26 protein-coding genes are annotated in these 23,603 nt (G+C 37.3%); 16 read left to right on the top strand and 10 right to left on the bottom strand.

The genetic code is table 11. From position 1 onward, the window contains the following. Nucleotides 1-20 precede the first annotated feature (20 nt). The 4 genes from H9L23_RS09150 to H9L23_RS09135 all read right to left on the bottom strand — a co-directional run bounded on the left by H9L23_RS09150 (nt 21) and on the right by H9L23_RS09135 (nt 2,499). On the bottom strand, nt 21-365 hold the full coding sequence (locus tag H9L23_RS09150) for a hypothetical protein (RefSeq protein ID WP_187594667.1): 345 nt from the start codon (nt 363-365) through the stop codon (nt 21-23). A gap of 2 nt (nt 366-367) precedes the next feature. Further along, a complete protein-coding gene (locus H9L23_RS09145) occupies nt 368-1,168 on the bottom strand; it encodes a type II toxin-antitoxin system antitoxin SocA domain-containing protein (protein WP_187594666.1) in 801 nt (266 codons plus the stop codon). 89 nt (nt 1,169-1,257) lie between these two features. After that, a complete protein-coding gene (locus H9L23_RS09140; RefSeq protein WP_187594665.1) occupies nt 1,258-1,707 on the bottom strand; it encodes a hypothetical protein in 450 nt (149 codons plus the stop codon). Between the two features lie 21 nt (nt 1,708-1,728). Continuing rightward, a complete protein-coding gene (locus tag H9L23_RS09135; RefSeq protein ID WP_187594664.1) occupies nt 1,729-2,499 on the bottom strand; it encodes a queuosine precursor transporter in 771 nt (256 codons plus the stop codon). A 202-nt stretch (nt 2,500-2,701) separates the two neighbouring features. On the opposite strand from H9L23_RS09135, the gene H9L23_RS09130 reads away from it, so the two are divergent. The 9 genes from H9L23_RS09130 to H9L23_RS26570 all read left to right on the top strand — a co-directional run bounded on the left by H9L23_RS09130 (nt 2,702) and on the right by H9L23_RS26570 (nt 11,134). Then, nucleotides 2,702-3,928 carry a multidrug effflux MFS transporter gene (locus H9L23_RS09130; protein ID WP_187594663.1) on the top strand — a complete coding sequence of 409 codons (1,227 nt, stop codon included), beginning with the start codon at nt 2,702-2,704 and terminating at the stop codon, nt 3,926-3,928. 295 nt (nt 3,929-4,223) lie between these two features. Further along, complete coding sequence (locus H9L23_RS09125; RefSeq protein WP_187594662.1) at nt 4,224-5,519, top strand: TolC family protein; 1,296 nt, start codon at nt 4,224-4,226, stop codon at nt 5,517-5,519. Between the two features lie 45 nt (nt 5,520-5,564). Then, on the top strand, nt 5,565-6,758 hold the full coding sequence (locus H9L23_RS09120) for an efflux RND transporter periplasmic adaptor subunit (RefSeq protein WP_187594661.1): 1,194 nt from the start codon (nt 5,565-5,567) through the stop codon (nt 6,756-6,758). Further along, on the top strand, nt 6,758-7,504 hold the full coding sequence (locus tag H9L23_RS09115; RefSeq protein ID WP_317175292.1) for an ABC transporter ATP-binding protein: 747 nt from the start codon (nt 6,758-6,760) through the stop codon (nt 7,502-7,504). The genes H9L23_RS09120 and H9L23_RS09115 overlap by 1 nt, the downstream gene beginning before the upstream one ends. Nucleotides 7,505-7,516: 12 nt before the next feature. Further along, nucleotides 7,517-8,740 (top strand): ABC transporter permease, encoded by a 1,224-nt coding sequence (locus H9L23_RS09110; protein ID WP_187594660.1) that lies wholly within the window; start codon nt 7,517-7,519, stop codon nt 8,738-8,740. Nucleotides 8,741-8,867: 127 nt separating this feature from the next. Further along, nucleotides 8,868-9,935 carry a sensor histidine kinase gene (locus tag H9L23_RS09105; protein ID WP_187594659.1) on the top strand — a complete coding sequence of 356 codons (1,068 nt, stop codon included), beginning with the start codon at nt 8,868-8,870 and terminating at the stop codon, nt 9,933-9,935. After that, nucleotides 9,932-10,630: a LytR/AlgR family response regulator transcription factor gene (locus H9L23_RS09100; RefSeq protein WP_187594658.1), complete on the top strand. Its 699-nt coding sequence runs from the start codon at nt 9,932-9,934 to the stop codon at nt 10,628-10,630. The genes H9L23_RS09105 and H9L23_RS09100 overlap by 4 nt, the downstream gene beginning before the upstream one ends. A gap of 30 nt (nt 10,631-10,660) precedes the next feature. Then, a complete protein-coding gene (locus H9L23_RS09095; RefSeq protein ID WP_187594657.1) occupies nt 10,661-10,870 on the top strand; it encodes a DUF2683 family protein in 210 nt (69 codons plus the stop codon). A gap of 81 nt (nt 10,871-10,951) precedes the next feature. After that, the gene (locus tag H9L23_RS26570; protein ID WP_317175298.1) at nt 10,952-11,134 is read left to right on the top strand and encodes a Txe/YoeB family addiction module toxin; all 183 of its coding nucleotides are present in this window, start codon (nt 10,952-10,954) and stop codon (nt 11,132-11,134) included. 146 nt (nt 11,135-11,280) lie between these two features. Here H9L23_RS26570 and H9L23_RS09085 read toward each other — a convergent pair whose 3' ends face one another. Continuing rightward, nucleotides 11,281-12,597: a nicotinamide mononucleotide adenylyltransferase gene (locus H9L23_RS09085; RefSeq protein ID WP_187594656.1), complete on the bottom strand. Its 1,317-nt coding sequence runs from the start codon at nt 12,595-12,597 to the stop codon at nt 11,281-11,283. Between the two features lie 208 nt (nt 12,598-12,805). Beyond that, the gene (locus tag H9L23_RS09080; RefSeq protein ID WP_187594655.1) at nt 12,806-13,240 is read right to left on the bottom strand and encodes an Hsp20/alpha crystallin family protein; all 435 of its coding nucleotides are present in this window, start codon (nt 13,238-13,240) and stop codon (nt 12,806-12,808) included. Nucleotides 13,241-13,364: 124 nt separating this feature from the next. Here H9L23_RS09080 and H9L23_RS09075 point away from each other — a divergent pair, with 124 nt between their 5' ends. Next, nucleotides 13,365-13,802: an acyl-CoA thioesterase gene (locus H9L23_RS09075; protein WP_246474890.1), complete on the top strand. Its 438-nt coding sequence runs from the start codon at nt 13,365-13,367 to the stop codon at nt 13,800-13,802. Between the two features lie 11 nt (nt 13,803-13,813). Here the strand turns inward: H9L23_RS09075 and H9L23_RS09070 are convergent, their stop codons facing one another. Beyond that, nucleotides 13,814-15,238, bottom strand: a complete 1,425-nt coding sequence (locus H9L23_RS09070; RefSeq protein WP_187594653.1) for an FAD-binding oxidoreductase — start codon at nt 15,236-15,238, stop codon at nt 13,814-13,816. A gap of 1 nt (nt 15,239) precedes the next feature. Further along, nucleotides 15,240-15,608 (bottom strand): dihydroneopterin aldolase, encoded by a 369-nt coding sequence (locus tag H9L23_RS09065; RefSeq protein WP_187594652.1) that lies wholly within the window; start codon nt 15,606-15,608, stop codon nt 15,240-15,242. 113 nt (nt 15,609-15,721) lie between these two features. On the opposite strand from H9L23_RS09065, the gene H9L23_RS09060 reads away from it, so the two are divergent. The 4 genes from H9L23_RS09060 to H9L23_RS09045 all read left to right on the top strand — a co-directional run bounded on the left by H9L23_RS09060 (nt 15,722) and on the right by H9L23_RS09045 (nt 18,460). Then, nucleotides 15,722-16,912 (top strand): acyl-CoA dehydrogenase family protein, encoded by a 1,191-nt coding sequence (locus H9L23_RS09060; RefSeq protein ID WP_187594651.1) that lies wholly within the window; start codon nt 15,722-15,724, stop codon nt 16,910-16,912. Between the two features lie 84 nt (nt 16,913-16,996). Next, a complete protein-coding gene (locus tag H9L23_RS09055; protein ID WP_187594650.1) occupies nt 16,997-17,374 on the top strand; it encodes an SRPBCC domain-containing protein in 378 nt (125 codons plus the stop codon). A 15-nt stretch (nt 17,375-17,389) separates the two neighbouring features. Then, a complete protein-coding gene (locus H9L23_RS09050; RefSeq protein ID WP_187594649.1) occupies nt 17,390-18,202 on the top strand; it encodes a hypothetical protein in 813 nt (270 codons plus the stop codon). Nucleotides 18,203-18,244: 42 nt separating this feature from the next. Continuing rightward, nucleotides 18,245-18,460, top strand: coding sequence for a hypothetical protein (locus H9L23_RS09045; protein WP_187594648.1), 216 nt, complete (start codon nt 18,245-18,247; stop codon nt 18,458-18,460). A 221-nt stretch (nt 18,461-18,681) separates the two neighbouring features. On the opposite strand, the gene lysA is transcribed toward H9L23_RS09045, so the two are convergent. Continuing rightward, nucleotides 18,682-19,848, bottom strand: coding sequence for a diaminopimelate decarboxylase (lysA, locus tag H9L23_RS09040; RefSeq protein WP_187594647.1), 1,167 nt, complete (start codon nt 19,846-19,848; stop codon nt 18,682-18,684). A 165-nt stretch (nt 19,849-20,013) separates the two neighbouring features. Between lysA and H9L23_RS09035 the strand changes: the two genes are divergently transcribed. Beyond that, a complete protein-coding gene (locus tag H9L23_RS09035; protein WP_187594646.1) occupies nt 20,014-20,178 on the top strand; it encodes a hypothetical protein in 165 nt (54 codons plus the stop codon). Here H9L23_RS09035 and H9L23_RS09030 read toward each other — a convergent pair. After that, nucleotides 20,167-21,480 carry an aspartate kinase gene (locus H9L23_RS09030; RefSeq protein ID WP_187594645.1) on the bottom strand — a complete coding sequence of 438 codons (1,314 nt, stop codon included), beginning with the start codon at nt 21,478-21,480 and terminating at the stop codon, nt 20,167-20,169. The genes H9L23_RS09035 and H9L23_RS09030 overlap by 12 nt on opposite strands. A gap of 346 nt (nt 21,481-21,826) precedes the next feature. On the opposite strand from H9L23_RS09030, the gene H9L23_RS09025 reads away from it, so the two are divergent. Beyond that, nucleotides 21,827-23,563, top strand: coding sequence for a phospho-sugar mutase (locus H9L23_RS09025; RefSeq protein WP_187594644.1), 1,737 nt, complete (start codon nt 21,827-21,829; stop codon nt 23,561-23,563). Nucleotides 23,564-23,603: the final 40 nt, after the last annotated feature.

The following is a 23,603-nucleotide window of genomic DNA, read 5'->3' as shown; positions in this document are numbered from 1 at the left end:
GCGAGTCCGACCTTTTGCCTTTATTTAAAATGTGCTAAAATCCTGTCTTTATCTTCGTTGGCCTTATCGGTTTTATGGTAAAGTTCAATAAATATGATTTTCTTTTCTTCTGCAAAATAGGCATAAATTAATCTCAAGCCTGTATTTACTCCTTTCCCTTTTAAACTATCGCAGGTTATTTTCTTAATCTTAATTACACAGGTGTTAATACCTAAATTATCTATCCGAAAACTAAAAGGATTCCGTTCATCAGGTTTTACCCTTAAAATGATTTTAATATCTTCTAAATCAGAATGCAGGCTACGGTATCGCTTTAAAAGTTTTTTAAGGTCTTTATCAAATTCGTTTAATGAGTCAAATACCATAATCAATCATTTTCTTCCTCATCATAAACCCTTACCGAATAAGGCAACTCGCGATAAAAAGCCAAATTGTAACTGATATCGTTGCCGATCTCTGTTACTTCCCAAGGCAAATCTTTATGTGAATAATCGCTTATAGCATTGGCAGACCAATCGCTCATCTGATCGATTACTTTATCAATTACATCCTTTTCGCTGGCTTTGAGCCTTGTTAAATCTGCTTTTTCTAATGGTATAAATCGCTTTTGAGGAAAGCCTTTATAATCTGTTTTGATTTTTTCAAGCTGTTTAAGCTCAATCATCTGATCGATAATTGCATCCAGTTTTTGAGGAACGGGACCGTAAGGAAGTTTTTTATAATTGGCACCAGTTAAATGTTCCTCGTATAATTCGTAATAATTGAAATCAGAGAAATAAAGCAATTTATACAGTACTGTTTCGCCTACATTGGGTTTGCCAGAACAACGCTCCAATATGTAAAGCAAAATATTTTTAAACTTAATTATATTTAATGTAGGTACAGAAATACGCTCTTCAGAAATATTTTCCTCTGCTTCATACGGAAGTTCTAAATGCTGCTTGTTGTAAAATTTTTCAGATACAAAGTCATCCAGAGAAAAGCTCAAAACAACCGATAGTTTTTGCATTTCACTGAAACTGATTCCTCTATTGCCCAACTCTATCTGTGTTAGTGATGGACGCGAAATGCCAATACTTTTTGCAAGATCATCCTGAGAAAATCCTTTTTTTAAACGCAGATTTATAATACGCTCACCTATTTCTTTTTTCGAAAGCTCATTTCCCATACCTCAAATATAAGAAATGTTTTATATCAGAACAAATAAATGTTCTTTTTATAAACAATGTAAGATAAAATGAAGTAAAATAAGTTGTCTTAAGATTTTACCTTGATGTATTTCTCTATAATCACACGATCAACCCCTGCGGCTTCTACTTTTTCAACTCCTTTTTGGATTAAAGTATCCTGATGAATGGCCAGTTTAAAATTAAAGGATTTGCCTTCCCAGTTTTTGTTTTTATAATACTCCAGGTGCTCGGTATAATCATCGCCTTTTAAAACAAAAGTTCCTCCACCTGCATCAAAACTGGTCGTATCTTTTGCATCAAGACTATGTTTCAGAAAAGCAAAATGGCTGTTATTAAATAGCTTGATCATCTTCAGTTTTCCTGAATAATCAGTGGTTTCACTTTTTCCTTTATCAATAGTGGTAGCCGAAATCAATTGCCACGTACCCTGAATATCAAGGTCTTTTTTATCTTCGTTTTTATTGGCACAAGCCAATAACGAAAGCACAGCAAAGAGCATTAAAATGTTTAATCTCATATTTTATATTATTTGGTTAAATTATCCCCTACCTGCCATTTTAATCAGTTTGTGGGCAAGGTCTTTTCCTAAATAACCGTCTATAATGGCATGTACTACATATAAAATTGGCGTCATTAAAATGGCGACAATAAATTTATAAGTATAATTAACCAAACCGATTGCGGCGACCATTTTCCAGATGTAATGGTATTGTGGGTTTAAATAAAAGGCAATAAAAATCACCACAAAACTGTCGATCAATTGTGATACCAATGTTGAGCCAGTTGCACGCAACCATAATGCTCGTTCTCCGGTAATTTTTTTAATCCGGTGGAAAATCAAAACATCCGCCAGTTGTCCAATAATAAATGCAGTGATGGAACCTACAATAATCCACATCCCCTGACCAAAAATCCCGGCGAAAGCATTGTTCATATTCAGGTCTTCCCCATTTATATTCTGGTGTACCCAAAAATCAGCAGCACTTAAATGCATCGATCCCCATACCACCAAAAAAGCAAAAGCGATTAAAATTGAGGTAAGGACAGACAGAAAGCGGACTTGTTTTACACCAAAATATTCATTTATTATATCGGTCATGATGAAAATAATCGGCCAGGTTAATACACCGGCAGACATCACAAATGACAAATTAGGAACACCAAGAAGGTTAATGTCAAACTTTTTAATGCCCAGCGTTTCTTCTACGCTGAATAATTTAACCCCGATAAACTCTGATAATATGGCATTGGCCACAAAAAAGCTACCCAGAATGAGTAGTAAACGGCTTTCTTTCGTCTTAAAAGTCATAGAGTATAAATCTAAAAATAAATCGCAGATTTTAGCATAAAGAGGCTTCTATTTTTAGCATTGATAACACAAAGATTACGCATCTGCCCTAATGTAAAATTAGTTCAACATAAAATGATGATTTTTACAATCGCTCGACGCTAAAAATAGGTTAAGAACTTAAATCTCCCAATCTTTGCGCCATCAAATTCTGGTTAACTTCATGGCTAAAAAACAACACTTTTTCTTGATCCTTATTTTGGGCTCACTGGCCGCGCTTGGTCCCTTTTCAATTGATATGTACCTGCCTGGTTTTGTGGATATTGCAAAGGATTTAAAAAGCACAGAATCTACCGTAGCGCTTTCTTTATCAAGTTTTTTTATCGGGATTTCTGCTGGTCAGTTATTGTACGGCCCGCTTTTGGATAAATTTGGGAGAAAAAAACCTTTATACTTTGGTTTAGCGCTGTATATTTTTGCTTCTTTTTTATGCTTGGCTGTAACCGATGTAAATCAATTGATTGTTTTACGTTTTGTACAGGCCATCGGGAGCTGTGCTACAGCAGTAGCTTCGGTAGCAATGGTTAGGGATTTGTTCTCTGTAGAAGAAAGTCCTAAGGTATTTGCATCATTAATGCTGGTAATTGCTGTTTCACCTATGCTCGCGCCAACAGCAGGTGGTTATTTAATTTCGGCATTAGGCTGGAAATATGTATTCGTGTTTTTAGGTTTGATGGCGGTTTTAATGCTTCTGGCCTCTATTTTTAAATTACCGGAAAGTTATAAGCCTGATCCAGGCTACTCTTTAAAACCAAAACCTATTTTAACCAATTTTTACACCGTTTTAAAAGAACCTCAATTTTATACCTACGCACTAATCAGTTCCATCACGTTTTCGGGTTTATTTGCTTATGTATCTTCTTCCCCTCAGGTATTTATGAAGATTTATGAAGTAAGTAAAACAGGTTATGGCTGGATTTTCGCCTTGTTATCGGTAGCATTTATAGGCTCAAGTCAGGTGAATAGCCTGATTTTAAAATGGTTTACGAGCAAAAAGATTGTAACCTGGGCATTAATTGCACAATGTGTTTTCAGTTTGATTTTCTTGATTTTCGCATTAAATAACTGGTTGAACTTGTATTCTACAATAGGTTTTATTGCGTTGTTTCTGGCCTGCTTAGGATTAATAAACCCAAATGCCGCTGCTTTATCACTCGCACCTTTTACCAAAAATGCAGGCAGTGCATCTGCGTTAATGGGTGCCTTGCAGATGGGATTGGGTGCCCTAGCCTCTGTAATGGTAAGTTTATTTAGTGAACATTCAGTTGTACCGATGCCATTGGTAATGACAGCTGCAGCTTTTATCGCATTATTTTGTTTGTTAATTGGTAGAAGGTTTATCACCAGTGAGGTTGAAGCATCTTCCGGTTCGGCTGTTATAGCGCATTAATTTTTGACCACGAAGGCACAAAAACAATTGTATCTTTTTGGTGCGCATAGTTCTCAGGTGGTTCAATTATTTTTTTCACAACCTAACTCACCTGAAAATATCTAAGGCATGTGTGTTATTTTTTGTCCAAAAACACAAAGTGTCCTACTTCTTGGTTAAAGTCCGATTTCAACTGATCTCAAAGTTTTAACCTTTCGTCGCAGTATTCTCTGCATTGGTCTCAATTGTTAAAATGTGGCCTTAATCGGATATATTTTTGTGTTCAATAGTTCTATAGACACAAAATTTATTCGCCATGAGCAGATACATTAAATATATTGTCGTACTCATTTTGCTTGGTGCGGGCTTCAAAACCAAAGCTCAGGATATCCCACAAATTTGGGATCTGAAAACGGCTATCGGGTACGCCAAAGAAAAAAACATCAGCATCAATACCTTAAAGCTGAGTTCTCAAACGGCTGAGCAAAACTTAATTGCTTCAAAAGCCGCTGTACTCCCAAATTTATCGGGAAATGTTTCACAAGCCATCACCAATTATAAATCCGGTTTGCAAAATACCAGTGGTTTTGGCTTAAGTTCTGATATGACGCTTTACAATGGAAGTTATTTAAAAAATGACATCAAGTCTAAAGAACTTAGCCTGCAAACTGCAAATCTATCGGTAGAAGCAGCTAAAAACGATATTACCATCTCCATCACCCAGGCTTATCTGAATATTCTGTTAGCCAGAGAAAATATCACCTATTTAAAAGATCTTCTAACCACCAGCGAAGCCCAGGTTAAACAATCAGAACAGCAATTTAAATTTGGAACCATTGCCAAAAAAGATCTGTTGCAGTTGCAGGCTACTTATGCCAATGATAAATATACTTTGGTTACAGCGCAGAATACTTTACAGCAGAATATTTTAACCTTAAAACAACTGTTACAAATTCCTACAGCTACGCCTTTTGAAGTAAGTACAACTGATACCGTTGCAGTAGCCCCTGCATTGAATAATTTGGCTTCAGCACAAGATCAGGCATTACGCACCCGTCCGGAAATTAAAAGCGGTGAATTGAATATCCAGCTTCAAACCACTGAACTGGCAAAGGCCAAATCAACCTTACGCCCTACACTGAGTTTAGGCGGATCGCTAAATACGGGCTATAACAATAATAATATTGGAGGTTATGGATACCAGTTAAATAATAGTTTTTATCAAAACTTAGGGTTGACACTTTCCATTCCGATTTTTGATAGAAAAGTCACCAAAACAAATGTTGCTAAGGCAAACATTGGTATTGAGCAGGCCCGTTTATCACTTTTAGATGCCAAAACAACATTGACACAAAATGTAGAACGTGCATACATCAACGTACAAAATGCAAACAGCCAGTATGCCGCTGCACAAGAGCAGTTTAACTATACTGGCGAGGCTTTGCGCATTTCGAATGCGGCTTTAAAAGAAGGTACCAACAACATTGTAGAAAACCTGCAACAGAAAAACTTATATGTGCAGGCATTACAGGCATTTGTTCAGGCAAAATATACAGCAAGCCTCTACACTAAAATCTATAATTTTTATACAGGAGTTCCTATTACTAACTAAAATACATGATGATGGCTACCGCCTAGTCTACTTAATATTTGAATCATGAAAAAGAAAACAATATTTATTATCATCGGTATCGCAGTTGCATTGTTTGCGGTTTGGTACTTCGCGCTGCGTAAAAAAGAACAGGTGGTTGTTCTCGAAACCGAAAAACCTAAAATGGGTTATATTTCAGAAAATGTTACCGCCACAGGTAAAGTGCAACCGGTTGATACGGTGGCTGTAGGTACCCAGGTTTCGGGAACCATTAAAACGCTTTATGCCGATTTTAACTCGAAGGTTAAAAAAGGACAGCTGCTTGCCGAATTGGATAAAACCTTGTTTGAAGCGACTGTAAACCAATATCAGGCCAACCTGGTTAGCGCTCAAAGTGCATTGGTTTACCAGCAGGGCAATTTCAGCCGTCAAAGTAATTTGTATAAAGTTGGTGCGGTAAGCAAAGCAGATTATGATAATGCACTATATACCTATAATGCTTCAAAAGCATCTGTTAACAGCATTAAGGCTCAACTTGCTTCTGCTCAAAAGAACCTGTCACTGGCCAGTATTTACTCTCCCATTGATGGAACCGTGCTTTCGAGAAGTGTTAGTGAAGGAACAACCGTAGCGGCAAGCTTTAGCACACCAACCATTTTCAGTATTGCGAAAGACCTTACCAAAATGCAAGTTGAAGCCTCTGTAGATGAGGCAGATGTAGGCGATATTTCAAAAGGAGAAAGAGCAACATTTACTGTTGATGCCTTTCTAAACGATACATTTAAAGGAACCATTCAGGAGATCAGGTTAAGTCCGTCCATTTCATCAAATGTAGTTACCTATAAAACCATTATTAATACTTCAAATGATGCAAATAAGTTAAAACCCGGTATGACAGCAAACATCACCATCTTCACAAAAGAGGTAAACAATGCACTGCTGATCCCTACCAAAGCTATAAAATTTGCTCCGGATTCAACTTTAGCTGGTAAATATCAAATGACCTGGGTTAATCCAGACAGAAAACCGGCCGGCGCCGATGAAGCTTATGTTTGGGTACAAAAAAGCCCGAAAGAGCTGGTGCAGAAGAAAATTAAAACTGGTATAAACGACAATACACATGTTGAAGTTTTATCAGGATTAGCAGCGGCAGATGTAGTAATTACAGGTTCACAAAGCATGGGTAAAAGTCAGGCGGCAGCACAAGGTCAATCTAGTCCTTTTATGCCAAAACGCCCAGGCGGTAACAGAAGGAAATAATGGAACAGAAGATATTAGATATACACGATTTAAAACGTGAGTTTGTAATGGGAGATCAAACTGTTAGGGCTTTAAAAGGCATCACTTTTGATATCAAGGCCGGCGAATTTGTAACCATTATGGGCAGTAGTGGTTCGGGTAAAACGACGCTTTTAAACATTCTGGGTTGTTTAGATAAGCCTACTGAGGGCAGTTATCTGCTTGATGGTGTTGATGTTAAAAGCTTAAACCGTGATGAACTGGCTGGTTTGCGCAATACCAAAATCGGCTTTGTTTTCCAGGCTTATAACTTGTTGCCCAGAACATCGGCACTGGAAAATGTTGAATTGCCCTTATTCTACAATAAAACCATTACGGCTGAAGAACGCAAAGAAAGGGCCATTAAATCGCTCGAATCGGTAAAACTTGCTGAACGTTTTGATCATACCCCAAGTCAGCTTTCTGGTGGTCAGCAACAGCGTGTAGCCATCGCCCGGGCTTTAGTTAATCACCCGGTGATGATTTTGGCAGATGAAGCTACAGGAAACCTGGATACCCGAACCTCTTATGAGATTATGGCTTTGATGCAGGAATTGAATGCAGAAGGAAAAACAATCGTTTTCGTTACACACGAGCCTGATATCGCTTCTTTTAGCACCAGAACGATTATGCTTCGCGATGGAAAAATCCAAAAGGACAGCATTAACCAAAATCAACGTTCGGCCAGAGAGGCACTTGCCAATTTACCAGAATCTGACGATTACTAATTTGAAAAGATCATGAGCATTATAAATTTATTAAAGATTGCCTTCAGGGCATTAAAAAGAAATAAGCTACGTGCTTTTTTAACCATGCTCGGTATCATTATCGGGGTGGCCGCGGTAATTGCCATGATGGCGATTGGTGAAGGTTCAAAACAAAGTATCAGGTCTTCATTATCAGGAATGGGTTCTAATATGATTACCATAATGCCCCAAAGCAATGAACCTGGTGGTGTGCGTTTGCAGGGAAGCAGCATTCAGACTTTAAAATTGGAAGATATTACAGCAATTCAAAAGTTGCAATCTAAAAATATAAACGGTTTATCTCCAGTGGTCTCTACCAGCGGACAGGCCATTAAAGGTGGTTATAACTGGCCAACCACCATTACCGGGGTAAGTCCTGATTATTTGAATATCCGCCAGTTAAAACTTCAGGATGGGATTCTTTTTTCTGAAAATGATGTAAAAAGCTTCGCCAAGGTTTGTCTGTTGGGTAAAACCGTAATTGATAATTTATTTCCTGACGGAAGCAATCCGATCGGGCAGATCATCAGGTTTAAAAATATCCCTTTTCAGGTAATCGGTATTTTAGAGCCTAAAGGACAGAGTAATTTTGGTCAGGATCAGGATGATATTATCCTTGCTCCTTTCACCACCGTACAAAAAAGAATTACGGCGACCAATTATTTACAAAGTATTTATGCTTCTGCAACAACTGAAGCTTCGAGCGCAGCTGCCACAACCGAAATTTCGGATGCCATAAGAGAAAGCCACAGGTTAACCGCGGCAGAAACCGACGACTTTCAGGTACGTACACAGGCTGAATTAATCAGTACCATTAGTTCTACAAGCAGTATGCTTACCGTTCTTTTAACTGCTATTGCTGGTATATCACTATTTATTGGCGGTATAGGGATTATGAATATTATGTATGTTTCGGTTACCGAACGTACCCGCGAAATTGGTTTACGCATGTCGATTGGTGCCCGCGGACAAGATGTTTTAATGCAGTTTTTAATAGAGGCCATTTTAATCAGTATCACAGGCGGAATTATCGGCGTGATATTGGGGGTAAGTTCAGCATATCTCATCTCCTATTTCTTAAACTGGCCCATCTTAATTGCAGAATCTTCGATCATTATTTCCTTTGTTGTATGTGCCATCACAGGTGTTTTCTTTGGATATTATCCAGCAAAAAAGGCATCTAATTTAGATCCGATTGATGCATTAAGATACGAATAGCGATCAGCACTAGGGCTAGCGCGCTCGTCATCCCCGAGCAGGCGGGGATCTTAAAGCATTTTAACATAATCCCTGAAATTAATTCAGCGTGACAAAGCGTAAAAACATAATTAATAATAACTTAGCGATGCAAAGCGCCAAAGAAAAAATAATGACGATTAATTTCTCCAAAAAGTGGATAAAAATTACCCTGCATATTCTGGTATGGGTGGTTTTGATCACTTTGCCTTATATTATTAATGTTAACCGAAGCCGTCCTCCTCACCCGCTAAGCAGTTACGAAGAAAACCAGTTCCTGCGCTTAAATTTCATCAGTTACTTTTATTGGATTGCTATATTTTATTTAAATCATAAGGTTTTAATTCCATCATTTTTTTACAGAAAGAAATATTTGTGGTATGGCTTATCGTTTATTGGCTGTTTACTTTTAGCCATTACCATTCACTCTATATTATTCAGAATTTTACTGCCCGATTTTGATTTCAACCTTGGCCGTACACTTTGGTTTAATACACCTACATTTTTATTAACCATTGCCGCCAGTACCGCCTTTACCATGATCTCAGACAGGATTAACGAGGAGAAAAGAGCTTTGCAACGCGAACAAGAAAACATGAAAACAGAACTTTCATTTTTACGTTCACAGATCAGTCCACACTTTATTTTTAATGTTTTAAATAATATTGTAGCACTGGTAAGGCTTAAAAGCAATGAATTAGAGCCAACGGTGATGAAATTATCCGGTTTGATGCAATATATGCTTTATGAAACCGATGAAGAAAAAGTATCAATCAAAACCGAAACCGAGTACCTGCAGGCTTATATTGATTTGCAAAAACAGCGTTTCGGCAAAAAAGTAGTTATAGAAACGAACATTGATATCGAAAGTGAGTTTGATGAGATTGAACCCATGTTACTGATCCCGTTTATTGAAAATGCTTTTAAACATGGTGTTGGGATGATCGAAAAACCACAGATTTTTGTCGATTTAAAAACAGAAAACGAACTTTTAACCTTTACTGTCAGGAATAAATATAGCGAAGATGAGACTGAGGTAAAAGATGCTGCATCGGGCATTGGCCTTGCAAATGTAAGCAGAAGGTTAAATTTACTTTATGGCAAAGAACATCAGCTTGAAATTGAGAAAAAAGATGGCTGGTTTAATGTTTACCTCACTTTAAAATTAACAGTATGATAAAATGTTTAGCCATTGATGATGAGCCTTTAGCCCTGCAATTACTGGCTGACAACATTAGCCGTATTCCTTTTTTAGAATTGGTGGCCAGTTGTGATGATGCTTTTGCTGCCAATAAAATAATGCAGGAACAATCGATAGACCTTATTTTTATCGATATCCAGATGCCGGGCATTACGGGTTTACAATTTATTCAGAGTTTGGTTAAAAAACCAATGGTAATTATTGTTACGGCATATAAACAATATGCTTTGGATGGCTTTGCACTCGATGTGGTGGATTATTTAATGAAACCGGTATCGCTCGATCGTTTTATGAAGGCCTGTAATAAGGCAAAAGATCTTTACGAACTCAAACAATCAGCAGAACATAACAATCTACCCAAACAGGATTATATGTTTGTAAATGTGGGCTACAGTTTAATGAAGATTAGTTTTAACGAGCTTACTTACGTAGAAGGACTTAAAGATTATATCCAGATCCATACCTCTACAAGTCCAAAAGCCGCGGTGGTGCGTATGAGTATGAAAAGTATAGAAGAACAACTGCCCGCTTATTTTGAAAGGATCCATAAATCGTATATCGTAAATATTAATAAAATAACATCCATTAGAAAAAATGCTTTATTTATTGATGATAAAGAATTGCCGGTAAGCGACAGCTATAAACAGGTAATTGAAAAGTTGACTAAATAATTTCGTATTTTTGATTATACAATAATTTTTATGACTATAATCGCACATCCTAAAAACAAAAAACAAGAAGCTGCAATCGAAGCTGTTTTAAAAGCTTTAGATGTTTCTTTTCAAAAAGAAGAAGAAAGTCCTTACAATCCGGAATTTGTAGCAAAAATTAAAGCAAGAGCTGCCAGTGCAGAAAAAGGCAATGTAACGAGAATTAAAGATCCTAATAATATATGGGAAAGTATTTTATAGAAATTGAGAGACTTGCAAAAAAAGATCTAGAATTACATTACAAATCCGGAGACAAAGCTTCAGTTAAGCGAATAAAACCAAATTTTCATAGAACTATCAGAGCATCCTGAAACGGGAATTGGAAAACCTGAAAGACTTAAATTTGATTTATCAGGTTATTGGTCAAGACAGGTCAACAGGAAAGATAGATTGATCTATAAAATAGAAGAAAACATCGTTACCGTTACTATAGTCTCAGCACTTGGTCATTACGGCGATAAATAAACTAAACTCTTCTTATTATTCTGAATGCAGTAAAGAATCTCAATAATTATGCAGACTCTAATTTTCTAATGATGAAAATTTGCGTTGATAGATCTCTCCACTACGTTGCACTTCGGTCGAGATGACGAAGCTTGTTAGATTAATATTTACACCGTCTTCACCTCGTCCTCGCTATAATCTTTAATATCAGTAATATATCCGTTTATCAAGAGGAAATCGAATAAAGGTTTTGCCTCTGGTGTAACCGGCATATTGGCTGTGGTAATTACCTGATTGGTTTTTTTATCCAGGAAAGGATAAGCAAATAGCCGCACATTGGTATTAAACATATCGTTCACATAGCTTAATAACTGACCCGAATAGTTTTCGCCCGTAAAATTTTTAGAATTGAATACAAATTTTAAGTTGTTGATGTTTGTTGCCAAGCCAACACTTTTAGGTTTGCACCTTGCCAGATATTTCGCTAAACGATTGTGGCGTGTAAAGTTAGATACGATCACAATGTTACCCGTATCGCACATTTCCTGTGCTCTTTTAGCTACTGTTTCCAGATCGATATCATCAGGGGTTTCTTGTCCATCTGTTAAAACGTTGGTTAACAGAACCTCAATCATTACGGCGAGGTTCCCCTCTTCTACCTTGTTTGTACGTTTAAACTGATCGGTAGCTTTATTGAATAAATTAAAGTTAGGCAATGATTTCTGACCATATTTGGTACGTAAAATCATGATATCTTTCTTGTATAAAAGATCTTTGGCCTGACGTGGATGAGCATCTGCATCGAAAATGGCCGCTGCAGAAAAATCTTTCATAATCATGTACAGATTAAGCAAGATGTTATCCACCTCAGGAAATGCCGGACCTTTAACCGAAATCAGGTCGATTTCTACTGATCCGATGGTTAAATTATCAGCTAACGATTCTACCATTAGTTTTGGATCCTGATAATGGTAAAAAGCGGCATAAAGTAAGTTTACACCAATAATTCCCAAAACACGTTGTTGCATATTTACATCCGTATCCAACAAACGTACGTGAAAAAATATCTCATTTGGTGAACCACCCGGTTCGCTCTGAAAACGAATACCAACCCAGCCATGAGGCTCGTTTGTACGTTTATAATTCAGGGTAGTAACCGTATCAGCGAAAGCAAAAAAAGTACGGCTTTCGTATTTTTCGCCCGATAAACGCTCATTAAGCAAGCCAAATTCATGGTCGAGCATCTGCAAAAGGCGGTTCTGACTTACATAACGGCCATTACTTTCTGCTCCATAAATGGCGTCACTAAAAGTCATGTCGTAAGCCGACATCGTTTTGGCAACCGTTCCGGATGCTGCGCCAGCATTAAAAAAGTTTCTCGAAACTTCCTGTCCCGCTCCTATCTCAGCAAAGGTGCCGTAAATTCGTGGGTCAAGGTTTATTTTAAGTGCTTTACGCTTTGTATCCAGAATTTCTCTCTCCATGCCGCAAAAGTACGAAAATGGTTCATTAGTTCAATTGTAAATTGGTTTCATTGTCTAATTTCCATAAATAAAACTGATCACAAATGAAGTAATGACCAATGAACCAAGGTACTAAACAAAATAAGGTTAATGCCATCCGGCATTAACCTTATAAAACCTAAACTTAAACCAAACTATTATGAAAAATCCTCTTATGAGAATATTTTTATTACGATACTACAATTTCTTTATGTTGTAATTTAGCATCGTCTTTTTTGCTGATGTTGATCGATAAAATACCATCTTTATATTCAGCAGTAATGTTATCACCATCGGCACTATCAGGTAAATTAAATGACCTTGCAAATGAGCTGTAATCAAATTCTTTACGTGTAAAATCTTTAGCTACCTGGGTTTCGTCTTTTTTAACTTCTGCCCAAACAGAAAGCGTGTCTTTTTTTAAATTAATCTGAAAATCTTCTTTTTTTAATCCCGGAGCAGCTAGCTCAATAACATACGCAGCTTCATTTTCATGAATGTTTACATTTGGCGATTTATCAACCATTTTGTTTTTAGTTACTGCATCACTAAACAATGAATCAAAAACATTGTTAAAGTAAGGAGCTGTGTTACGGGTTCTGTTGTTAAAATTTACTAATGTCATATCGCTTATTCTTTATTTTTTTAATTTTTAAATTGATAATTCATCCTATTCAACTTATATACCAATCCAAATATTTATGATTTTTAAGACATTTTGGCAAAATAAATCTAAATCGAAAGACAAATTGACAGACATAAAGGCTTTTTCAGACAAATTCAACTATAAAACCAATATCCATTTGCGCTTTATTGATTTCGATATGATGGGTCATGTAAATAATTCTATCTATTTTACTTACCTTGAAATTGCCAGAACCAAATATTGGGAAGAAATTATAAAATGGGACTGGAAGAAAACCGGAATCGTGATTGCCCACGCAGAACTTGATTATATTCTACCGATTGTAATGAATGATAAAATCGCCATTCATGTGAAAACATCGAGGATTGGCAATACCAGTTTTGACCTGGATTATCAGATTGTTAAACTAAAAGGAAATGAAGAAGTAATTTGCAGTAAAGGCAAAACCGTTTGCATTGCGGTTGATTATGCTACGGGTAAACCCACCGCTATTCCAGAAGAAGAAAAACAGAAAATGCTGGGTTTTGAGCAACTAGGGTAAGAAGTCAAGTTTTAAAAACTTGACTTCTTTAGCTCTTCAGGCATAATTTTGCCTGGGTTTAATATTCCATTTGGATCAAAAACATTTTTAATGCCCCTCATTAAATTGAGGTGAATTTCGGAATATTTGATCGGCATAAATTCTTTTTGTACCAGGCCAATGCCATGTTCACCGGATAATGTACCGCCTAATGCCGTGGTTAATTCAAATATTTCGGAAATGCCGAATTTGAGTTTGTTTTTCCAGTCTTCGTCGCTCATTCCAGCCTTAATGATGTTTACATGCAGATTTCCATCACCGGCGTGGCCATAACAAACACTTTCGAAACCGTATTTTGTGCCAATTTCTTTTATTCCGCTGATTAATTTAGGCAAAGCCGCGCGAGGAACAACGGTATCTTCCTCTTTGTATACAGAATTGGATTTTACCGATTCTGCCATGGTTCTGCGCATCCGCCAAAGTTCTTCTTTTTGAGAAGCAGTATCCGCAAACAAAACTTCCGTACAGCTGTGCTCTTCTAAAACCACATTGGTTTTTTCGCAGTTTTTGAAAATATCATCTAAATCATCACCATCAAATTCTATCATCAACAATGCAGCAACATCATCTTTTAAATCGAATTTTATATCGTCAAATTTAATTACCCACTCCACGCCTTTCCTTTCCATAAACTCTAAAGCAGATGGCGTAACCCCTGCCCTAAAAATTGCTGAGACAGCTGCACAGGCATCTTCATTTGTATTGAAAGAGCCCATCATTAGAACCGATTGTGTTGGTTTAGGTAATAATTTAGTAACGATTTTAGTTACTACGCCTAAAGTCCCTTCCGAACCGATCATTAACTGCGTTAAATTATAACCTGATGCGTATTTTAAAGTATTTGCACCCGTCCAGATGATATCACCATTAGGTAAAACCACTTCCAGATTCAGGATATATTCACGTATCGTTCCGTATTTCACCACTCTTGGTCCACCAGAACCATGTGCCACATTACCACCAATAAAACAAGAACCTTTGCTACTTGGATCAACCGGATAAAGAAGTCCTTTTTCGGCTACAGCATTGATAAATTCTTCTGTAATTACACCCGGCTCAACCGTTGCCTGTAAGTTCTCGGTATCGATATCGATAATGGCTTTAAATTTTTCCATTGATAAGGAAACGCCACCATAAATCGGCAGAGCAGCACCACTTAAACCTGTACCACCACCGCGTGGCGTTACCGGAACATGATGTGCATTACAGATTTTTAATAAGGCTGAAACCTCCTCCGTAGAATTTGGTTTCACTACGATTTCTGGCTGATAGTGTAAATCTTCCGTTTCATCATGACTATAATTTTCTAAACTTTCGGCATCAGTAAAAACCTTATCTGCTCCTATTGCAGCTTTAATTTCTGCTAAAATTTCAGGATTTATCTTGGTAAAATTCATTTTATTTGGCTGATGTGTAAGTTAGTTTAACAAAAGAATGCCCGATTTGGCCAGGCATAGGAGGATTTAATTTCTTCATGCTCACGTTTACGGTATTTACAAAAGGATACAATTCGATCACTTTTGAAATAATATTCTTCAAAACCGTTTCCAAAAGTTTTTGTGTATGTTGCATTTCTTCAAGGATGATGTAATTCAGGTCCTCGTAATTAACGGTTTGTCCCAGCTCATCATCAAAACCCTGTGGTAGAAATTCTGTTTCTAAATCTACAACAAAATGATTTCCAATAAGTTGCTCCTCTGAATAATAACCATGAAGGGCAAAGCATTTTACATCTTTTAAAGCTACTGTTTGTTTGAAATGGCTCATGTATGTTCTGTAAGCTGCAAAATTAAATTTTTATTCATGAATATAATGCCCCTTGCCGTAAATTGTTACCTTTGAAATGAACGCGATTTCTTAACCAGATAACACGAAATTACATGAGCAAATCAACAAAAAAAGACCTTTATGAGGCACCAGACTATTATTTGTTGGACGAACTGTTAACCGATGAGCATAAATTAATCCGTGCAACAGCAAGAGATTGGGTAAAAAAAGAGGTTAGCCCAATTATTGAAGATTATGCTCAGAGAGCAGAATTCCCAAAACATTTAATAAAAGGTTTAGCTGATATTGGTGCTTTTGGACCAACCATTCCGGTTGAGTATGGAGGAGCCGGTTTAGATTATACGGCTTATGGAATTTTGATGCAGGAAATTGAGCGTGGCGATTCTGGTATCCGTTCAACCGCCTCTGTTCAGGGCTCGTTGGTAATGTATCCTATTTATGCCTATGGTACAGAAGAGCAACGTAAAAAGTACCTCCCTAAACTTGCTAGTGGCGAAATGATGGGCTGTTTCGGATTAACAGAGCCTGATCATGGTTCTAATCCGGGTGGAATGGTAACTAATATCAAAGATGCTGGGAACCACTATATTTTAAATGGTGCAAAAATGTGGATCAGCAATGCACCCTTTGCGGATATTGCTGTGGTTTGGGCAAAAGATGAATCAGGCAAAATCAGAGGAATGGTGGTAGAACGTGGAATGGAAGGATTTTCGACTCCGGAAACACATAACAAATGGAGTTTAAGGGCTTCGGCAACAGGTGAACTGGTTTTTGACAATGTTAAAGTGCCAAAAGAAAATATTTTCCCGGAAATCAGCGGATTAAAAGGGCCATTGGGCTGCTTAAATCAAGCGCGTTATGGTATTGCCTGGGGTGCTTTAGGAGCCGCAATGGACTGCTACGATACTGCTTTGCGCTACTCGAAAGAACGTGTACAGTTTGGAAGACCTATTGGTGGTTTCCAGTTACAGCAAAAGAAACTGGCCGAAATGGTGACCGAAATTACAAAAGGTCAGTTGTTGGTTTGGCGTTTAGGCGTATTAAAAAGCGAAAACCGGGCGTCGGCAGAACAAATTTCAATGGCCAAAAGAAATAGTGTAGAAATTGCACTGGATATTTCCCGCAACGCCCGCCAAATGCTTGGTGGAATGGGAATTACAGGTGAATATTCGATTATGCGCCACATGATGAACCTCGAGTCGGTAGTAACTTATGAAGGTACACACGATATACATTTATTGATTACGGGAATGGATGTAACTGGATTAAACGCTTTTAAATAATCCTGATCCTAATTTTATTAACTTTCATTCAATCTTATTTTCACATTACATCCTTAACTTTGTGCTCTATATCAAAAAATATTTATGGATTTTAAAAAATACACCTACATACCTGCCCCACCTGAAGAAGTTTATTTAGCACTCACCAAAGACATAAGCATAAAATTATGGACTGGTGCCGAAGTTGAGTTTGAAGAAGTGCCTGGAACGGAGTTTTCTTTCTGGGATGGAGATATTACTGGTAAAAACATCGAATTTACTTATGGCAAGCAGATTGTGCAGCAGTGGTATTTCGGAGAAGAAAACGAACCTTCCATCGTAACCATTAAACTTCACGAAGATAAAAAGGGAACATCATTGGAATTTAAGCAAACTAATATCCCTGATGAAGATTATGAGGACTTTACCGAAGGTATCCAGGAATATTTTTTAGGTGGACTGGTTGATTTTTTTGACGAATAAATAAAAACAAACCAAATGAAAAATCAAATTATCGCTCTTTCTTCTTTACTTTTCCTTACCGCATTTACTTCCTGCACATCTTTGCTTACCCCAGCTGTATTGGGTAACAATATGGGGTATATGCCAAAAGCAATGGGTGCCGATACCATTAAAACCTTAACCACTGTATCGGCAAGTTATGCCGGTTCTACTTCGCCTAACACTGGTACCAATTTCGGATTAGGAATGGCAAATATAAGCCGTTCGCATACCTTCGAAAAATCAAATATTTCTTATGGAATTTTCGGTTATGTAGGAAAAGCCACGGGCGGAGATAAGGATGCCAAGGCAGAAGATTTAAAAAATTATCTTCCATCATTTCAAAAATCCATCAGTGGCGTTGGTTTACGGTTATCTGCAGGATTTCATAATACCTCTGCTAATGGCAACACAGATTTCAGGTACATCAACTTCGAAAATGCACTTAGCTTCGAGGGTGGAGATTATACGAAGTTCAGACAAGAGGTTTACAGCAATCCTATTCCCGATTATGTAGCAGTAACAAACAGAAAGGTACTTTGGACAACAGGACTATCTACGGAAGTGATCTGGAGAGCCAGAAATGACCATGGTATACGGCACGCATTTAGATTTTTTCTTGGCGGCACACCTAACTTTGCAAACAGTTTCAGATCTGGGGTAAAAGCTTATGATGAAATTAACGGAAAAAATTCATTTGGTTGGGTTTTTAATTATTTCTTATACATCAAGCGATTTTCTCTTTCTTATGAACTGGCAGATAATGTTAATTATGCGCAAAAAATAAGCTTCGGCTATTCATTTCAATAAAACATAATGCGGCAGCTACTGTTCTGATAGAAATAAAATATTATGAACAGAACATTAGGAATTGTATTAATCGTTGTGGGCATTGCTATGCTCATCTGGACTGGCTTCACTTATACCAAAAAAGAAAAAATTGTTGACGCAGGTCCCATTCAAATATCTGCAGATAAAGAAAAATCTGTTAATTGGCCTCCTTATGCAGGTGGTATTATTTTGGTAGCAGGCGTGATTGTGTTTGTGACTTCCAAAAATAAAAGATAATATTCTCAAAATCTCTTGCGTATACTTCAATGCCAGTGATATTTCGTATGTCAATCTTCAGATTGTAAATGAACACGATTTAATACAAGCAAGATTGTCATTGCGAGAAGGCTTTTTCAGAAAAATCGTCATCTCGATTGAAACGCAGTGAAATGGAGAGATCTATCTAGGCAGATTTCTCCACTTCGTTCGAAATGACGATCCTATTTAAAAAAGTTTAACTATACCTCGTAACTATAAACAGATCTTATCGCGTCCCTTAAGTTATATTTTGAAGCCATCACCTCGCCATAAGCTCCAGCACTGCGGATAGCAAAGATATCACCTCTGAACGATTCAGGTTGCTCTACTTCTTTACCAAAGCAATCGGTACTTTCGCAAATCGGTCCAACGATATCGTATTTAACTGAGGTTTGAGATTTAAGATTTGAGATTCGAGATAAATTTTCTATTTTATGATAGGCTTGATACAATGCCGGACGCATCAATTCGGTCATGCCTGCATCTAAAACCACAAAGTTTTTCTTCTTTCCATTTTTAATGTACAATACACGGGTGATTAATGAAGCTGATTGACCAACCAATGCCCTACCCAATTCAAAATGTACTTCCTGACCAGGTTTAACAGTCAAAAACTCATTAAAAATCTTAAAATAAGATTCAAAGTCAGGAATCTGGTGATCAGGATTGTAGTAATCAATCCCCAAGCCACCACCAACATTTAATACCTTTAGGTTAAACCCTTTATCTTCAAACCAGGCTGCAAATTCGTTTACACGCACACAAAGGTTTTTATATACATCCAGATTGGTGATTTGAGATCCAATATGAAAGTGGATACCGATAAATTTCAGGTTTGGTGAAGCTTTTAACGTTTCTGCGCACTCTGGTAAATCCCATGAGTTGATCCCGAATTTATTTTCATCCAAGCCCGTGGTAATGTTGTGGTGGGTATGCGCATCAACATTAGGATTGATACGAATAGCCACCTGAGCGTTTTTGCCTTTTTTACCGGCCAGTTCATTTAGTACCTCTAATTCCTGAATAGACTCTACGTTAAAGCAGAAAATATCAAGGTCCAGGGCTTCATTAATTTCCTTATCAGATTTACCTACTCCGGCAAAAACGATTTTTTTGTTATCAAAACCTACTTTAACTGCTCTTCTTACCTCACCTGCACTCACACAATCTGCACCGAAACCAATCTCTTTGATCTGGTTTAACAGCACCGAATTGAAATTTGCCTTTAGTGCATAATGGATATGAAATTGATACGAAGCCGCTGCATCTGCACAGGTGCGCAAGGTTTTTTGCAACAGATCGGTATCATAGTAGTAAAAAGGCGTTTCTATATTGTTAAACTTTGATATATCTTTATCGGCGAACATGTTCAAATTCCTTATTATAATTTTAATTTTATTCTTTGCGCTAATTTATTTGGGTAACTACCTGGATTTAAAGCATGGAAGAATTACCCGGAAACAATACAACGGAAAAATCCGATTTTTTATCGTGTTACTTCTCATTGTACTGTTCCTCTTATTTATCAAAAAATGAAGATAGCAGCTGCCATATTTATCGTCCTTATTCTTTCTGCGGGATTATATAATTCTTACAAAAAACATAAAAACGGATTGCTACCGGCAAGTTTTCTGGCTTTTCATTTCCTGATCGGCCTGCTGGTAGCTGTTGGCGCTTTTTTCCTCTTATTCGAATAACCTGTTATGCAGGCTTCTTAAAGCTTCGGTTTTGTATTCACTTAATATTAGGAGCGAAACGTTATAGTTACTTCCTCCGTAAGAAATCATGCGGATTGGAATGTGCTTTAAGCCTTCTAAAACCCTGCTGGCAAAACCATGTTTCTCTGAACCAAAATCGCCCACCACGCATACAATGCTGTGATCGGTATCTACCTCAACGGTTCCAAAACTTTCCAGTTCTTCGATAATCTGTGGCAAATGCGCGGTTTCATCAATGGTTAACGACACGGCAACCTCAGAAGTGGTAATCATATCGATCGGTGTTTTGTAACGTTCGAAAACCTCAAAAACACGACGTAAGAAACCGTAAGCCAACAACATTCTGCTCGATTGGATACGGATAGCTGTAATGCCATCTTTAGCAGCAATTGATTTAATTTTCCCTTTTTCGCTGTCGTGTGTAATCAAAGTACCCGCTGCAGAAGGCTCCATCGTGTTTAACAAACGAACCGGAATTTTGTATTTCTGTGCAGGGAAAACTGATTGAGGGTGCAAAATTTTCGCGCCGAAATAAGCCAGCTCAGCTGCTTCATCGAATGATAATTGAGCAATTGGTTTAGTACCTCTAACAATACGCGGATCGTTGTTATGCATACCGTCTATATCCGTCCAGATCTGAACTTCTTCAGCGAGAATTGCAGCACCTAATAATGAAGCCGTATAATCACTACCACCACGGCGTAAGTTATCTACCTCGCCAAAACTGTTGCGGCAAATGTATCCTTGCGTAATGAATAATTTATTGTCTTTATGTTGTTCCAGTAAAGGCGTTAAATGTTTAGTGGTAAACGGAATATCAGGTTCGTTATCTTCATCCGTTTTCATAAAATCTAAAGCAGGCAACAATACCGAAGGTACGCCGATTGATTTTAAATAAATGTGGTATAAAGTTGTAGATAACAGCTCTCCCTGAGCCAACACTACTTTTTCTTCTATTGAAGTAAAAATATCGTTCGCCAATCCTGCTAAGAAACCGAAATGATAATCGATTACCTCATTTCCCTGTTCCTGAAATTCGGCAGCAGGCAATAATTCAACAACAAAAGCTTTATATTTTTGATATAGATTTTCGACACACTCACTTCCCTTCTTCTTATCTCCAGCTAAAAAATAATTTGCAATTTCTACTAAACTGTTTGTAGTACCAGACACGGCTGATAATACTACAATCTGCTCTTCATTTGGATTAATGATATCCAACAATTTCGTCATACGCTCAGGACTACCTACAGAAGTACCCCCAAATTTTAAAATTTTCATTTACTTGCCTATTGTTTTTAACGGTAATGAAGCGATCAGATTTTTTTATCCCAATGTGGTCTGAAAAACCATGATGTTTTCATCTATTTATTAATTATTTTTTACCCGTGATGAACGATGGGAACTTTACGAGTTCTATAACTATTTTAAAAAAGTTACAATCGCCCCACTTTAATACTGGATTTTCTTTATTATTGTATCGGGGCGTGAAATTAAACAAAAGCAGCTTAAAAGCAACACCCTCAACAAAATAAAATTTGGATGAATTGAAATAAATGGCTTTCAACCAAACATCATCCGTTAAAATTTGTTCAACACCAGATATTAAATTAAAAAAAACAGCTCAATGCAGGCAATTGACCAATCAACACAAGCCACAATTAACCAATGGCTAACTGGAAATTACGATGAAAATACCAAGGCAGAAATACAGGCCCTTGTAGATAAAGATGCAACTACCGAATTAACCGATGCATTTTATAAAAGTTTAGAATTTGGAACGGGTGGTTTACGTGGCATTATGGGTGCAGGTTCTAACCGGATCAATAAATATACTATAGGTACCGCCACTCAGGGCCTTGCAAATTATTTAAACAATAAATATCCTGGCGAAAAAATTAAGGTTGCTATTGCTCACGATAGCCGTAACAATTCTGATTATTTTGCAAAAATTACTGCAGATGTTTTCTCTGCAAACGGCATCCACGTTTATTTCTTTAAAGCTTTAAGACCAACTCCAGAATTATCTTTCGCGGTGCGTCATTTTGGCTGCAAAAGTGGTGTAATGTTAACTGCTTCACATAACCCAAAAGAATATAACGGTTATAAGGCTTATGGTGCTGATGGTGGCCAGTTTACTTCGCCAGATGATAAATTGGTGATTGATGAGGTAAATAAGATTAAAAGTATCGACGAAGTTAAATTCGACCGTGTTGAAGCGAATATCGAATTAATCGGTGAAGATGTAGATAAACTATACTTAGATGGAATTACAGCACTTTCTATTTCTCCGGAAGCGATTAAAAGACAACACGATTTAAAAATTGTTTATTCTCCAATCCATGGAACAGGAATTACCTTGGTTCCTAAAGCTTTAGCGCAGTTTGGTTTTACAAACGTAACCGTTGTTGAAGAGCAAAGTACACCAGATGGCAATTTCCCGACGGTAGTTTATCCTAATCCGGAGGAAAAAGAAGCTTTAACTTTGGCGATGAACAAGGCAAAGGAAATTGATGCTGATTTAGTTTTGGCAACCGACCCAGATGCCGACCGTGTAGGTATTGCAGTAAAAGATAATAATGGCGAATGGGTATTGCTTAACGGTAACCAAACCGGTAGTTTATTGATCAATTACTTGTTATCAGCCTGGCAAGACAACGGTAAATTGGATGGTAACCAGTTTATTGTGAAAACCATTGTAACCTCTAACTTAATCGAAGAAATTGCCAAAAAGAAAAATGTAACTTATTACAATACCTTAACAGGATTTAAATACATTGGTCAGTTAATGACTGAACTGGAAGGTAAAAAATACTTTATTGGTGGTGGTGAAGAGAGTTATGGTTACTTAATCGGCGATTTAGTACGCGACAAGGATGCTGTGGTATCTGCTGCATTCATTTCTGAAATGACAGCTTACTACAAAGATAAAGGCGCAAGTTTATACAATGCCTTGTTGGGTATGTATGTGGAATATGGCCTTTATAAAGAAGATTTAGTTTCGCTGACCAAAAAAGGTAAATCAGGCGCTGAAGAAATTAAAGCCATGATGGTTAAATTCAGGGAAAATCCTCCAGCAACATTAGGCGATTCGAAAGTTTCGGTATTGAAAGATTACGAATTAAGTCAGGAAACTGATTTAGCTACAGGAAAAGTGACCAAATTAGATTACCCGACTTCTGATGTTTTACAGTTTATTACTGAAGATGGAAGCATTGTTTCTGCACGTCCAAGTGGTACGGAGCCCAAAATTAAATTCTATTGCAGTGTGAATGCACCATTAGCCGATAGAAAAGATTTTGATTCGGTTAATGCGCAGCTTGGAGAAAAAATTAAAGCGGTAATGGCTGATTTGCAGGCATAGTTAGAAAGTTTTAACCATAACTTATCCCGGCTATTCGGGA

This window comes from Pedobacter roseus, assembly GCF_014395225.1.
GTDB lineage: Bacteria > Bacteroidota > Bacteroidia > Sphingobacteriales > Sphingobacteriaceae > Pedobacter > Pedobacter roseus.
The sequence above is the reverse complement of the archived record's forward strand: the minus strand, read 5'-3'. Positions and strand labels throughout refer to the sequence as shown.

Bases quoted from the DNA above. Each gene is read 5' to 3' on its own strand.
- H9L23_RS09045 (WP_187594648.1), top strand. From the start codon at position 18,245: ATGAACAGAACATTAGGAATTGTATTAATCGTTGTGGGCATTGCTATG.
- H9L23_RS09125 (WP_187594662.1), top strand. From the start codon at position 4,224: ATGAGCAGATACATTAAATATATTGTCGTACTCATTTTGCTTGGTGCG.
- H9L23_RS09060 (WP_187594651.1), top strand. From the start codon at position 15,722: ATGAGCAAATCAACAAAAAAAGACCTTTATGAGGCACCAGACTATTAT.
- H9L23_RS09135 (WP_187594664.1), bottom strand. From the start codon at position 2,499: ATGACTTTTAAGACGAAAGAAAGCCGTTTACTACTCATTCTGGGTAGC.
- H9L23_RS09055 (WP_187594650.1), top strand. From the start codon at position 16,997: ATGGATTTTAAAAAATACACCTACATACCTGCCCCACCTGAAGAAGTT.
- H9L23_RS09095 (WP_187594657.1), top strand. From the start codon at position 10,661: ATGACTATAATCGCACATCCTAAAAACAAAAAACAAGAAGCTGCAATC.
- H9L23_RS09120 (WP_187594661.1), top strand. From the start codon at position 5,565: ATGAAAAAGAAAACAATATTTATTATCATCGGTATCGCAGTTGCATTG.
- H9L23_RS09035 (WP_187594646.1), top strand. From the start codon at position 20,014: ATGAAGATAGCAGCTGCCATATTTATCGTCCTTATTCTTTCTGCGGGA.
- H9L23_RS09070 (WP_187594653.1), bottom strand. From the start codon at position 15,238: ATGAATTTTACCAAGATAAATCCTGAAATTTTAGCAGAAATTAAAGCT.
- H9L23_RS09130 (WP_187594663.1), top strand. From the start codon at position 2,702: ATGGCTAAAAAACAACACTTTTTCTTGATCCTTATTTTGGGCTCACTG.
- H9L23_RS09065 (WP_187594652.1), bottom strand. From the start codon at position 15,608: ATGAGCCATTTCAAACAAACAGTAGCTTTAAAAGATGTAAAATGCTTT.
- H9L23_RS09110 (WP_187594660.1), top strand. From the start codon at position 7,517: ATGAGCATTATAAATTTATTAAAGATTGCCTTCAGGGCATTAAAAAGA.
- H9L23_RS09105 (WP_187594659.1), top strand. From the start codon at position 8,868: ATGCAAAGCGCCAAAGAAAAAATAATGACGATTAATTTCTCCAAAAAG.
- H9L23_RS09025 (WP_187594644.1), top strand. From the start codon at position 21,827: ATGCAGGCAATTGACCAATCAACACAAGCCACAATTAACCAATGGCTA.
- H9L23_RS09030 (WP_187594645.1), bottom strand. From the start codon at position 21,480: ATGAAAATTTTAAAATTTGGGGGTACTTCTGTAGGTAGTCCTGAGCGT.
- H9L23_RS09080 (WP_187594655.1), bottom strand. From the start codon at position 13,240: ATGACATTAGTAAATTTTAACAACAGAACCCGTAACACAGCTCCTTAC.
- H9L23_RS09085 (WP_187594656.1), bottom strand. From the start codon at position 12,597: ATGGAGAGAGAAATTCTGGATACAAAGCGTAAAGCACTTAAAATAAAC.
- H9L23_RS09150 (WP_187594667.1), bottom strand. From the start codon at position 365: ATGGTATTTGACTCATTAAACGAATTTGATAAAGACCTTAAAAAACTT.
- H9L23_RS09145 (WP_187594666.1), bottom strand. From the start codon at position 1,168: ATGGGAAATGAGCTTTCGAAAAAAGAAATAGGTGAGCGTATTATAAAT.
- H9L23_RS09115 (WP_317175292.1), top strand. From the start codon at position 6,758: ATGGAACAGAAGATATTAGATATACACGATTTAAAACGTGAGTTTGTA.
- H9L23_RS09140 (WP_187594665.1), bottom strand. From the start codon at position 1,707: ATGAGATTAAACATTTTAATGCTCTTTGCTGTGCTTTCGTTATTGGCT.
- H9L23_RS09100 (WP_187594658.1), top strand. From the start codon at position 9,932: ATGATAAAATGTTTAGCCATTGATGATGAGCCTTTAGCCCTGCAATTA.
- H9L23_RS09050 (WP_187594649.1), top strand. From the start codon at position 17,390: ATGAAAAATCAAATTATCGCTCTTTCTTCTTTACTTTTCCTTACCGCA.
- lysA (WP_187594647.1), bottom strand. From the start codon at position 19,848: ATGTTCGCCGATAAAGATATATCAAAGTTTAACAATATAGAAACGCCT.